This is a genomic window from Pseudomonas sp. EggHat1, assembly GCF_014892995.1.
Taxonomy (GTDB): Bacteria; Pseudomonadota; Gammaproteobacteria; order Pseudomonadales; family Pseudomonadaceae; genus Aquipseudomonas; species Aquipseudomonas chaetocerotis.
The window spans coordinates 772,798-785,190 of sequence record NZ_JACKQK010000001.1 but is presented as its reverse complement, the minus strand read 5'-3'; the positions used below and the strand labels follow the sequence as shown (position 1 = coordinate 785,190).

Here is a 12,393-nt window from a genome sequence, read left to right as displayed (position 1 = left end):
GGCGGTGCCGTCCCTGTTATGTGCAGACTTCTGGTCTGCTGTTCATAGCAGAGTCTGCGCCGCGTCGGCAGTTCCCGCTGCGCTGTCGACTGGGGCGCAATATTTCAGCCTCAGACGTATTGCGCGGCGGCGTAGCCCGACGCCCAGGCCCACTGGAAGTTGAAGCCGCCCAGGTGGCCGGTGACGTCGAGCACTTCGCCGATGAAATACAGGCCAGGCACCTTGAGCGATTCCAGCGTCTTGGATGACACCTCGTCGGTATTCACCCCGCCCAGGGTCACTTCTGCAGTGCGGTAGCCTTCGGTGCCAGCCGGTACCAATTGCCAGTCGGACAGGCGCTCGGCAATCGTCTTGAGCTCGCCGGGCGTGTACTGCTTGAGCGGTTTGTTGGTGAACCAGCTGTCGACCAGCAGGGTCGCCATCTTCTTGGTGAACAGCTCGGCCAGCAGGGTTTTCAGCTCGCTGTTGCCACGCTCGCGCTGCTGGGTGGCCAGCCATTCGGGCAGATCGATATGCGGCAGCAGGTCGATATGCACGGTATCGCCCGGCTGCCAGTAAGAGGATATCTGCAGGATCGCCGGGCCGGACAGGCCACGGTGGGTGAAGAGGATGTTTTCGACGAAACTCTGCCCATTGCAGCTCACCCGGCAGTCCTCCACCGAGGTGCCGGAAAGCTCCGTGCACAGCGTCTTGAGCTGCGGGTCGGTGAGGGTGAAAGGTACCAGCCCGGCGCGGGTCGGCAGCAAATCGTGGCCGAACTGCCTGGCCACCTGATAGCCGAAGCCAGTGGCGCCGAGGGTCGGAATCGACAGCCCGCCGCTGGCGATCACCAGTGACTGGCAGACCACTTCGCCGAGGTCGCTTTGCAGAAGGAAGCCACCTTCGGTCTTTTCGATACTGTGTACCGCCGTATTCAGGCGAATCTGTGCGCCAGCCTCGGCGCATTCGGCCAGCAGCAGTTCGAGGATGTCGCTGGATTTGTTGTCGCAAAACAGCTGGCCAAGCTTCTTCTCGTGGTAAGGCACGCCGTGCTTGGCCACCAGGCCGATGAAGTCCCACTGGGTGAAGCGTGCCAGGGCGGACTTGCAGAAGTGCGGGTTGCCGGAAAGGAAGTTGTTCGGCTCACAGTAGAGGTTGGTGAAGTTGCAGCGGCCACCACCGGACATGAGGATTTTCTTTCCGGCCTTGTTGGCATGGTCGAACACCAGCACGCTGCGGCCACGGGCTGCGGCAGTGGCAGCACACATCAGCCCGGCGGCGCCTGCGCCGATGATCAGTACGTCGGTTTGCAACACGAAATGTCCTCAGGTGAATCGCTGACGCAGCCAGCGCTGCGCGGAAACCGCTGAAGTTTACCCGAAGCCGCTCTGGGCCGACGTTTCTGTCGCCGTGCGGCTGGCAAGTGTGTAACGCCCGATTGACTGTCTCAGATATGAGACAGTGACGAGTGGCCTCGTGCCTGCTATCACTAGAACTGATCATTTCGGATGGACCACCACCCATGCTCGCAGTGCGTGCCTGGCTATTGCTGTTGCTGCTGTCGCCGGTATTGGCCTCGGCCGAGCTGCTGCGCCTGGTGGCCGACCCCTGGCCGCCGTTCAATGATCAACGGCTGCCCGGCAAAGGTCTGGCCAGTGATCTGGTGGAGCAGGCGCTCGCCCGTGCCGGCTACACCACCCGCTACGTGGAGGTGCCCTGGGAGCGTGCGGTGCTGGGGCTCAAGCGTGGCGATTACGATGTACTGATCAACGCCTGGTACAGCGCCGATCGTACCGAGTACGGCTATTTCTCCCAGCCCTATCTGGTCAATCGCATCCGCTTCATGCGGCGCAAAGGGAGCGACATTCAGTTCGAGACCCTGGCCGATCTCTACCCGCACAGCATCGCGGTGGTCAGGGGCTATGCCTATTCCAGGGAGTTCGACAGTGATCCGCAGTTGCTCAAGGTCGGCGTCGGCAGCTTCGAGATCGCCGCGCGGATGCTGCATGCCGGGCGCGTGCAACTGGCGCTGGAGGACGAGTTGGTGGCGCGCCACCTGCTCGGTCGCAAGCTGAGCGCCATCCGCGATGAACTGGAGTTCCTGCCGCAGCCCTTGAGCGAGAACGGCCTGCATATCCTGATACGCCGTAGCCATGCGCAGCATCGCGACATTGCCAGGCGTTTCGATGCGGCGATTCAGGCCATGAGCGACGACGGTAGTTATGCCGCGACGCTGCAGCGCCACAGCCCCTGATCAGGCCAGTACGGTGCGGGCACGGCCCTGTTGCTTGGCCCGATACAGGCGAATGTCGGCCTCATGCAGCAGGCTTTCCAGATCCTCTGGTTCACCCTGATAGAGGCCCGCGCTGAACGATAGCGCGGGCGCACCGACGGCATAGTGCAAGCTGGCGCACTGGCGGCGCAGTTTATCCAGTGCCTGAGCCACATGATCTGCGCCATGCAGGGTCAGCAGGGCAAATTCCTCACCACCCAGGCGGCCCAGCAGCATGTCGGGGAAGGCATTGCTCATCGCCCGGGCGAACACCACCAGGGCGCTGTCGCCGCTGGCATGGCCGAAGCCGTCGTTGATCTGCTTGAAGTGGTCGAGATCGAGCATGGCCACGCTGACCTCGCGACTTTCCCGTTGTGCCTTCTGCAGTATCTGCATGCCTTGTTCGTAGAAGGCGCGGCGGTTGTTCAGACCGGTCAGGGCATCGAACTGCGCGGCCTTTTTCAGTGCGCGCAACAGGTCGCGTCGCTCCAGGGTCGACATTACCCGGCAGTTCAGCTCTTCAGGGCAGAAGGGTTTGCGCAGGAAGTCGTCGGCACCGTGCTTGATGAACTGCGCACTGAGCGACCCCTTCGGGTCGGCGGATACGCCGATGATGATCAGGTCATTGAGGCGCAGCTTCTGTCGCAGCAGCTTGACCAGCTCGAAACCGCTGACACCGGGCATGGCATGGTCCAGCACCAGCAGGTCGATATCCGGGTGCTCGCCCAGCTGGCGCAGGGTCTCCTTGCCGTCGCTGGCCTCGATGATCTGATAGTGGTGCGGCTCGAGGATATGGCGGATGTAATGGCGCTGCGCCGTGGAGTCGTCGGCGATGAGAATCTTGATATGGCTGTTGTGGTCGAGCCGGTGCAGCAAACGGAAGGCGTACTCGTAGGAGTGCTGGCTCTCCTTGAGCACGTAGTCGACCACGCCTTTCATCAGCAATTCGTCGCGGCGCTGTTCGTTGTAGCTGCCACTGAGCACGATGCACGGCAGGTGATAGCGCATCACCAGATCGACGCTCTCGCCATCCGGTGCATCCGGCAGGTGCAGATCGACGATGGCAGCGAAGAACAGTGCTGCCGAGGTCTCCAGCATGACTTCCGCTTCTGCCAGTGACGCGCAGAAGATCGGCTCCAGATCGGTTTCCTGACGAAACAGATGCTCGAGGATCTTCAGTACCAGTGGGCTGTCTTCAATGACCAGAATATTGCGCATGGGTGACTCCGGCCCAGGCCGTTTGACTCTTTATATCAACCTTACAATAGACGCACACGCAGCGTTCTACCCTTGATCTTGCCTTCGGTGAGGCGCTTGAGCGCCTGGCGAGCGACGTCGCGTTCGACTGCGACATAGGCCTGGTAGTCGAACAGGGCGATCTTGCCGACCTGGCTACCGGGCAGCCCGGCGTCGCCGGTCAGGGCACCGAGGATATCGCCCGGGCGTAGCTTGTCCTTGCGTCCGGCGCCGATGCAGATCGTGTGCATCGGCGGCAGCAGCGGCTCACCCGTCGCCTTGGCTGCAGGCAGCGGGTACCAGGCCAGTTCCTTGCCCTGCAGGGTTTCGATGGCTTGGGCACGACCGGCTTCAGCGGGCGCCACCAGGCTGAGTGCCAGGCCTTTCTCGCCAGCGCGACCACTGCGGCCGATGCGGTGGATATGCACCTCGGCATCACGCGACAGCTCGACGTTGATCACCATTTCCAGCCCGGCGATATCCAGGCCGCGCGCTGCGACGTCGGTGGCCACCAGCACGCTGAGGCTGCGATTGGCGAACAGCGCGAGAATCTGATCGCGATCACGCTGTTCCAGATCGCCATGCAGGGCGGCGGCGGAAATCTTCTCGGCCTCCAGCTGTGCGGCCAGTTCGTCACACTGTTGGCGCGTGGCGCAGAAGGCCACGGTCGGTTGTTTGCGGAAATGCCGCAGCAGGGTGCTGACCGCCTCCATGCGCTGGCTCGGCGCTATTTCGTAGAAGCGCTGCTCGATCTGCCCGTCGTCGTGCTGTGCCTCCACTTCGACCCGCTCCGGGCTACGCAAGAAACGCGCGGCAAGCTGCTCGATGGCGGGCGGGTAGGTGGCGGAGAACAGCAGGGTCTGGCGGCGTGCCGGGGTCTGTTCGATGATTTCGCTGATGCTGTCGATGAAACCCATGTCGAGCATGCGGTCGGCTTCGTCGAGTACCAGGGTATTGAGCCCATCGACTTTCAGTGTGCCCTTGCGCAGGTGCTCCTGCACGCGTCCTGGCGTGCCGACGATAACGTGCGCACCGTGCTCGAGCGAGCCGATCTGCGGGCCGAAGGGTACGCCGCCGCAGAGGGTGAGCACCTTGATGTTGTCGGCAGCACGGGCCAGGCGACGGATCTCCTTGGCCACCTGATCGGCCAGTTCGCGCGTTGGGCACAGCACCATGGCCTGGCAGCCGAAGTAGCGCGGGTTGAGCGGGTGCAGCAGGCCGATGCCGAAGGCTGCGGTCTTGCCGCTGCCGGTCTTGGCCTGGGCGATCAGGTCGCGGCCCTTGAGAATCAGCGGCAGGCTGGCGGCCTGGATGGGCGTCATCTCGGCATAGCCGATGGCGGCGAGATTGGCCTGCATGGCGGCAGAAATGGGCAGGCTGGCGAAGGCAGTAGCGGTCACGGCAAGAGCTCGGGGATGAAGAAACAGGCCGGCAGTGTAGCAGGCCCGCTCATTCGTCCGCTGAAACCTCGATATTGCGCCCGCTACGGCCATCTTTCGTGTCCAGTTGCAGGAAGATCGCCGCCGCCAGCATCGACAGCAAGCCCACGCACAGATAGGTCGCCTGGAACGCCTCCAGCACATGGCCGTTGTCGCCCAGCTCGCGGCTGAAACCGCTGAGCAGCGCCGCCGCCGACGCAACGCCAAGGCCCATTGCCAGCTGTACTACTACCGACAGCAGGCTGTTCCCGCTGCTGGCGTCGCGGTTGTCCAGGTCGATCAGCGTTACCGTGTTCATCGCGGTGAACTGCAGCGAGTTGCAGGCGCCGATCAGGCTCAACTGGATGATCAGCTGCAAGGTCGAGGTTTGTGCATCGACCAGGGCCAGGCTGGCGATCAGGGCGCCGAGCAGCAAGGTGTTGCTGGTGAGGATGTTGCGGTAGCCGAGGCGCTCGATCAGCGGTCTGGCCAGGGGCTTGGCTGCCATGGCCGCCAGTGCCAGCGGGATCAGGCTCATGCCGGCCTGGGCCGGCGAATAGCCCATCGCCAGTTGCAGCAGCAGCGGCGTGAGGAAAGGCAGCGCGCCGCTGCCGAGGCGGGCGAACAGGTTACCGATGATGCCCACGGCGAAGCTGCGGGTGTGGAACAGATTGGGTGCGAACAATGGTTGCTCGATGCGCCCGGCGCGGAGCCAATAAGCGGCCAGGCAGGCCATGCCGCCGAGCAACAGCAGCACCACGCGCATGGTAGGCAGGTGCAATTCGCCGAGCCCCTCCAGGGCTACGGTGATCAGCAGCATGGCGGCGCCGAACAGCAGAAAGCCGGCGGTGTCGAAGCGGCTGTGCTCAGGGCCGCGCAGGTCGGGCATATGGCGCAATGCCGCCCAGCAGCCGAGCAGCCCCACCGGCAGGTTGATCAGGAAGATCCAGTGCCAGCTGGCCACCTCCACCAGCCAGCCGCCCAGGCTCGGGCCGATCAGCGGGCCGAGCAGGCCGGGCAGGGTGATGAAGCTCATGATCCGTACCAGCTCAGAACGCGGATAGGCGCGCAGCACCACCAGGCGCCCGACCGGCATCATCAGTGCGCCGCCCAGGCCCTGGATGACGCGTGCACCGATCAGCATGCTCAGCGACTCCGACAGTGCGCAGAGCAGCGAGCCGAGGCTGAACATGGCGATGGCGCCGAAGAAGATGCGCCGCGTGCCGAAGCGGTCGGCGACCCAGCCCGAGGCCGGGATCAGCAGGGCCACCGTAAGCATGTAGGCGATCACCACCGACTGCATGCGCAATGGATTTTCGCCGAGATCGGCGGCCATGGCCGGTAATGCGGTGTTGAGGATGGTGCCATCCAGCGTCTGCATGAAGAAGGCGATGGCGACTATCCAGGGCAGCAGGCGGGCGGTTCTGGGGTCGAGCAGGGTGGGGTTGGTCATGCTGTTCTCATGGTCTGTGCGCTCCACTCTAGGCCGCCGACCGAGCCCGGGCAACTGCGGGTTGCCGATGTGCAAGCAGGTGTCCGAGGTGGTGCTACGCTGGGGTTACTGGCACATCGCCCCGCAAGGGCTAAGGACGGCGTCATGCGCTGGTTGACTCTGTGGCTTTCGCTGGCTTGCCAGTCACTGCTGGCGGCCGAGTGGTTCCCTTATCCGGTACGTGCCGATGGCCGCATGCTGGACTACCGGCCTTTGCCAGTGGCCAGCCAGCCCTGGCGTATCTGCGCGCTGCTGCCCCATGGCAAGGACCGCTACTGGTGGGGCGTGGCCTGGGGGCTGGATCAGGAAGCCAGACGTCTTGGCGTGCGGCTGGGTATCTACGAAGCCGGTGGCTACGAGTATGCCGAGGTGCAGGTGGAGCAGTTCGAGCATTGTGTAGCCGAGGGCGCCGATGCCTTCGTCGTGGCCAGTATCAACACCTATGACCTGTGCAGCGCAGCAGACGTGCAGATCAAGGCCGGTCGGCCGGTAATCGATCTGGTCAATCGCCTGGAATGCCCGGGGCTCAGCGCGCATTCGCGCGTCGACTTCGCCGACATGACGCGTGCCACGCTCAAGTATCTGGTACGTGTCAGTGAGGGGCGGCCGATTCAGGTCGGCTGGCTACCCGGCCCGGCCGATGCCGGCTGGGTGCAGGATGCCGAGCGCGGTCTGCGTGATGCCTTGCCTGGAACCCGGGTGAACCTGATCCATGGTGGTTATGCCCCGGTGGATCGCAGTCGGCAGGCGCAACTGGCGCGCGAGCTGTTCAAGCAGCATCCGCATCTCGATTACCTGATCGCCAATGCCGAAGCAGCGGCCTTCGCCGCGCAACTGGTGCGCAACATCGGCTCCGAGGCGCAGGTACTGTCGCTTTACGCCACCGAGCGGGTACTGGAGCAGATTCGCGAGGGACAGGTATTGGCTGCGCCCACCGATTCACCGGTGATTCAGGCGCGCATCGCCCTGGACCTGGCCGTTCGTGGCCTGCAGGGCGAAAAACTGCCGCAACTGGTGAGCCCGCAGATCGAGATGCTCGACGCTGGGTCCCTCGATCGTTTCGACCTCGGCCGGCTGATGCCGCCCGAGGGCCACTGGATGATCCGCCAGGAATTACCCGACTAGTCTGTCTTCCTGCCTGCGCAGCGGCGTACCACGCACCGGGCGTTCGCCCGCGACGAAATAGGGTGCGTTGCTGCGCGGTAATGGCTGGCGCCCGCGAATCCGATCCGCGATCTTCTCGGCGATCATGATGGTGGTGGCGTTGAGGTTGCCGGTGATGATCTCCGGCATGATCGACGCATCCACCACGCGCAAGCCCTGCAGGCCATGCACGCGGCCCTGACCATCGACCACCGCCATGTCGTCCTCGCCCATCTTGCACGAGCAGGAGGGATGGAAAGCCGTTTCCGCATGCTCGCGAATGAAGGCATCCAGCTCGGCGTCGCTCTGCACATGCGCGCCAGGGCTGATTTCACGCCCACGGTAAGGATCGAGCGCTGGCTGCGCCATGATCTCGCGGGTTAGGCGTATGCCGTCGCGAAACTCCTGCCAGTCCTGATCAGCGCTCATGTAGTTGAAGAGGATGCTCGGGTGCTGGCGCGGGTCCTTCGACTTGAGCTGGATGCGCCCACGGCTGGGCGAGCGCATCGAGCCGACGTGAGCCTGGAAACCGTGCTCGTTCACCGCGTTGCTGCCGTTGTAGTTGATCGCCACCGGCAGAAAATGGAACTGGATGTTGGGCCAGGCGAACTCCGGGCGCGTGCGGATGAAACCGCCGGCCTCGAACTGGTTGCTGGCACCGATGCCGTTGCCGGCGAACAGCCATTGCGCGCCGATGCCAGGCTGGTTGAGCAGTTTGAGCGCCGGGTACAGCGACACCGGTTCGGTGCATGCGTACTGCAGGTACATCTCCAGGTGATCCTGCAGGTTCTGGCCGACGCCGGGCAGTTCATGTACCAGCGGGATATCCAGCTCGCGCAGCAGCGCGGCGGGGCCGACGCCAGAGCGTTGCAGAATCTGCGGTGAGGCGATGGCACCGGCGCACAGCAGCACCTCACGACGGGCACGGGCTTCGGTGGCGTTGTTCGAGTTGCCGATCAGGTAGCTGACGCCGCTGGCACGCTTACCGTCGAACAGGATGCGGTCAGTGGTGGCATGGGTGACGATGGTCAGGTTGGGCCGCGCCCGTGCCTGGTCCAGGTAGCCGCGCGCAGTGCTGGCACGGCGACCTTCCGGGGTCACAGTGCGGTCCATCGGGCCGAAGCCTTCCTGCTGATAGCCGTTGAGATCATCGGTGCGCGGGTAACCAGCCTGCACGCCGGCCTCGACCATGGCGTGGAACAACGGGTTGTTGCCGGCCTTGGGCGTGGTCACGCTGACCGGGCCGTCACCGCCGTGGTAATCGTTGGGGCCGATGTCGCGGGTTTCTGCCTTGCGGAAGTACGGTAGGCAGTCGAGATAGCTCCAGTCTTCCAGACCTTTGGCCGTGGCCCAGTTGTCGAAGTCCAACGCGTTGCCGCGGATGTAGCACATGCCGTTTATCAGCGATGAGCCGCCCAGGCCCTTGCCGCGTCCGCATTCCATGCGGCGGTTGTTCATGTACGGTTCTGGGTCGGTCTCGTAAGCCCAGTTGTAGCGCCGGCCCTGTAGTGGAAAGGCCAGGGCAGCGGGCATCTGGGTGCGGAAATCGAGGCGGTAGTCAGGGCCGCCGGCTTCCAGCAGCAGCACGCTGACGTCTGCGTCTTCGGTCAGTCGGGTGGCCAGGACGTTACCGGCCGAACCGGCGCCGATGATGATGTAGTCGAATTCCTGGGTCATGGCTCCTCCTGTTGCCCGGCTGTGATCCGGGAAAACGCGGTGATTGTTCCCGGATTGCATCCGGGCTACGGGGCGGCGGCTTTTTTGTAGGAGCGGATTTATCCGCGATGACTTCGCGGCTGAAGCGGTGCGCCGCCCGGCCGCTCCTACGCTGCGATGGGGTTCAGAACACCGAGGTGTAATCGCCCATTTCCAGCTGCACCGACTTGATACGGGTGTAGTGGCCAAGGGTGACCAGGCCGTTCTCGCGGCCGACACCGGACTGCTTGTAGCCGCCCACCGGCATCTCGGCCGGCGACTCGCCCCAGGTGTTGATCCAGCAGATGCCGGCTTCCAGCTTGTGGATCACCCGGTGCGCGCGATTGAGATCGCGGGTCACCACGCCGGCAGCCAGGCCGTAGTCGGTGTCGTTGGCGCGGCGGATCACTTCCTCTTCGCTGTCGTAGATGAGGATGCTCATCACCGGGCCGAAGATTTCCTCGCGCACGATGGTCATGTCGTCCCGGCAGTCGGTGAATACGGTGGGGGCGACGTAGGCGCCCTTGGCATAGTCGCCATCGATGACGCGCGAACCACCGATCAGCAGGCGTGCGCCCTCGCTGCGGCCCTTCTCGATGTAGCCGAGCACGCTGTCCATGTGCGCGTAGCTCACCAGCGGGCCGAAATTGGTGGCGTCATCCAGCGGATCGCCGAGGCGGATGCGTTTGACTCGCTCCAGCACCTTGGCCTCGAAGCGTGCCTGCAGCATGCGCGGCACGAACACGCGGGTGCCGTTGGTGCACACCTGGCCGGAGCTGTAGAAGTTGGCCATCACCGCGATGTCGGCGGCGCGGTCGAGGTCGGCGTCCTCGAAGACGATCAGGGGCGACTTGCCGCCCAGCTCCATGGTCACTTCCTTGAGGCTGGAACTGGAGGCGCTGGCCATCACCTTCTTGCCGGTGACGGTGCCGCCGGTGAAGGAAATCTTCTCGATGCCCGGATGCTCGGTCAGCCATTGGCCGACTTCGCGACCGCTGCCAGTGAGCACGTTGAACACGCCGGCGGGGAGGCCGGCCTCGGTGTAGATCTCGGCCAGTTTCAGCGCGGTCAGCGAGGTGACTTCGCTGGGCTTGAAGATCATCGCGTTGCCGGCGGCGAGGGCCGGGGCGGATTTCCACAGGGCGATCTGGATCGGGTAGTTCCACGCGCCGATGCCGGCGACCACGCCCAGCGGCTCGCGGCGGGTGTAGATGAAGGAAGTCTCGCGCAGCGGGATCTGCTCGCCCTCTATCGCCGGGATCAGGCCGGCGTAGTACTCCAGCACGTCGGCACCGGTGACGATGTCGACGTAACGGGTTTCGGACAGCGGCTTGCCGGTGTCGAGGGTTTCCAGCTCGGCCAGTTCATCGTTGCGCTCACGCAGGATGTCCACGGCCTTGCGCAGGATGCGCGAGCGCTGCATGGCGGTCATCGCCGCCCACACCTTCTGCCCCTCGGCTGCGCTGGCCACGGCACGGTCGACGTCGGCCTGGCTGGCGCGCTGCACCTTGGCCAGCACCTCGCCGGTGGCCGGGTTGATGCTGTCGAAGGTTTCTCCACTGCTGGCGGCGACGTACTGACCACCGATGTAGAGCTGCTGTTCGGCGAAACGGGGCATGGGCTGTCCTCTGCACTTGGCAATCTGCTTGGAGAACAGCCTATTTTATTTAAATTGAACGATCAATCAATAAAAACGACCCGGCGTGATCAAAAGCGACATGGAGGGCGCCACTTGTCCTTGGCGCCGCTTCGGCTGTGTGCAATTTCCGTTCGGGACGTTCGGGGATGCTGGGGATGCTGGTGCGCACGGCCAAGGTGGCCCCGCGACACCCTACGAGGCGTTGCCCGCAGCCCGTAGATTGGCCTGGGTGGGCTGTAGGATGGGCTTCAGCCCACCAAACTCAAAAATGGACCGTCGCCCCCGATGTGCCTTCGCGACAGGCTAGTGGGCTTTGTTCAACTGCAGGTCGAGATAGTCGTAGGCAATGCGGCGTGCCTGTTCGGTGTCGAAGGCTTCGCCGGAAAGCGCGCCGCGCAGCCACAGGCCATCGATCAGCGAGGCCAGGCCGCGAGCTGCGAAGCGGGCCTGATCCTGCGGCAGCGCGCGATGGAATTGACCGCACAGATTTGAGTACAGGCGGTGATCATTGACCCGCTGCAAGCGGCGCAGGGCCGGCTGGTGCATGCTGCTGGCCCAGAACGCCAGCCAGGTCTTCATCGCCGGGCCGCTGACCTGGCTGTCGTCGAAGTTGCCATCGATCATCGCCTTCAGGTGCGCGCGTGGGCTGTCCTCGCGCAATGCACGACGGCGTTGTCCCACTGCATTGCTGAGCGCCTGCATCAGGTGACGCATGGTGGCGTCGAGCAGGCCGTTCTTGTCACTGAAGTAGTGGCTGATGATGCCATTGGATACCCCGGCCAGGCGGGCGATATAGGCGATGCTGGCATCGGCCATACCGACCTGGTCGACGGCTTCCAGGGTGGCGGCAATCAACTGCGAACGACGAATGGGCTGCATGCCGACCTTGGGCATGGGGATCTCCAGCGGGTGAAGTTGGGCCGGAGTCTAGGCGGATTTTGATCGTTCGATCAATTACATGGAACAACGAGATGCCGTGTGGCACAAGGATGAGCCTAGAGTGCACTGTGCATATCGCCTTTGATTAGTAGAGCCACCATGGAACAGGCGTTCCTGGAGACTGGCCGCACATTCCGATGGAGCAGAGTCGATTGAGGCCTGCTTCTGTCGGTTGAATACTTGCTTGGGCTTTCGAGTCGAAGGCGATGCGGAATCTCGCAGCTGCAGTACTCAATACTGAAGCCTGCAACTGATCCTTCCCGCAATCACCAGCATCTACGGATAAGGCGTAGTCGCCCAAGGGCAGTTTGAATATGGCTGATTCTTCAGGTTTGAGCCGCACGCTCAGTTGGCCATCAATGTAAATTGCGGCATCACAGCTACTTCCGCTAAATCCTTTATCCCGGTTGATCACCAGGTATTGAAAGGGCTCGGATGGTATTTCCTGATAATTAAACAATCGTTCGGGGGACACCGGTATTGCGCGATTGGCTGGAACTGACTGGGTTGCGCATCCGGCAAGCAGCGGAATGATGGCTAGGGATAGCAGGCGCATGCAGGTCGTCCTTGAACTTGAATT

At 63.5% G+C, this 12,393-nt stretch carries 10 protein-coding genes; 2 read left to right on the top strand and 8 right to left on the bottom strand.

The features are described from left to right. Window positions 1-110: 110 nt before the first annotated feature. Window positions 111-1,295 carry an NAD(P)/FAD-dependent oxidoreductase gene (locus tag INS93_RS03570; protein WP_192980321.1) on the bottom strand — a complete coding sequence of 395 codons (1,185 nt, stop codon included), beginning with the start codon at window positions 1,293-1,295 and terminating at the stop codon, window positions 111-113. Window positions 1,296-1,501: 206 nt separating this feature from the next. On the opposite strand from INS93_RS03570, the gene INS93_RS03565 reads away from it, so the two are divergent. Next, on the top strand, window positions 1,502-2,233 hold the full coding sequence (locus INS93_RS03565; protein ID WP_192980320.1) for a substrate-binding periplasmic protein: 732 nt from the start codon (window positions 1,502-1,504) through the stop codon (window positions 2,231-2,233). Here the strand turns inward: INS93_RS03565 and INS93_RS03560 are convergent, their stop codons facing one another. The 3 genes from INS93_RS03560 to mdtD are packed head-to-tail and all read right to left on the bottom strand — an operon-like array spanning window position 2,234 to window position 6,358. Further along, window positions 2,234-3,469 carry a diguanylate cyclase domain-containing protein gene (locus tag INS93_RS03560; RefSeq protein WP_160019045.1) on the bottom strand — a complete coding sequence of 412 codons (1,236 nt, stop codon included), beginning with the start codon at window positions 3,467-3,469 and terminating at the stop codon, window positions 2,234-2,236. Window positions 3,470-3,510: 41 nt separating this feature from the next. Beyond that, window positions 3,511-4,887 carry an ATP-dependent RNA helicase DbpA gene (dbpA, locus tag INS93_RS03555; RefSeq protein WP_192980319.1) on the bottom strand — a complete coding sequence of 459 codons (1,377 nt, stop codon included), beginning with the start codon at window positions 4,885-4,887 and terminating at the stop codon, window positions 3,511-3,513. Window positions 4,888-4,936: 49 nt separating this feature from the next. Then, window positions 4,937-6,358 (bottom strand): multidrug transporter subunit MdtD, encoded by a 1,422-nt coding sequence (gene mdtD / locus INS93_RS03550; protein WP_192980318.1) that lies wholly within the window; start codon window positions 6,356-6,358, stop codon window positions 4,937-4,939. Between the two features lie 144 nt (window positions 6,359-6,502). Here mdtD and torT point away from each other — a divergent pair, with 144 nt between their 5' ends. After that, window positions 6,503-7,522: a TMAO reductase system periplasmic protein TorT gene (gene torT, locus INS93_RS03545; protein WP_160019048.1), complete on the top strand. Its 1,020-nt coding sequence runs from the start codon at window positions 6,503-6,505 to the stop codon at window positions 7,520-7,522. Here torT and betA read toward each other — a convergent pair. From betA to INS93_RS03525, 4 genes are all read right to left on the bottom strand, one after another. Next, on the bottom strand, window positions 7,511-9,217 hold the full coding sequence (gene betA / locus INS93_RS03540; protein WP_192980317.1) for a choline dehydrogenase: 1,707 nt from the start codon (window positions 9,215-9,217) through the stop codon (window positions 7,511-7,513). The genes torT and betA overlap by 12 nt on opposite strands. Window positions 9,218-9,380: 163 nt before the next feature. After that, the gene (gene betB / locus INS93_RS03535) at window positions 9,381-10,853 is read right to left on the bottom strand and encodes a betaine-aldehyde dehydrogenase (protein ID WP_192980316.1); all 1,473 of its coding nucleotides are present in this window, start codon (window positions 10,851-10,853) and stop codon (window positions 9,381-9,383) included. A gap of 324 nt (window positions 10,854-11,177) precedes the next feature. After that, on the bottom strand, window positions 11,178-11,768 hold the full coding sequence (betI, locus tag INS93_RS03530) for a transcriptional regulator BetI (RefSeq protein ID WP_192980315.1): 591 nt from the start codon (window positions 11,766-11,768) through the stop codon (window positions 11,178-11,180). A 130-nt stretch (window positions 11,769-11,898) separates the two neighbouring features. Next, window positions 11,899-12,369, bottom strand: coding sequence for a hypothetical protein (locus INS93_RS03525; RefSeq protein ID WP_192980314.1), 471 nt, complete (start codon window positions 12,367-12,369; stop codon window positions 11,899-11,901). Window positions 12,370-12,393: the final 24 nt, after the last annotated feature.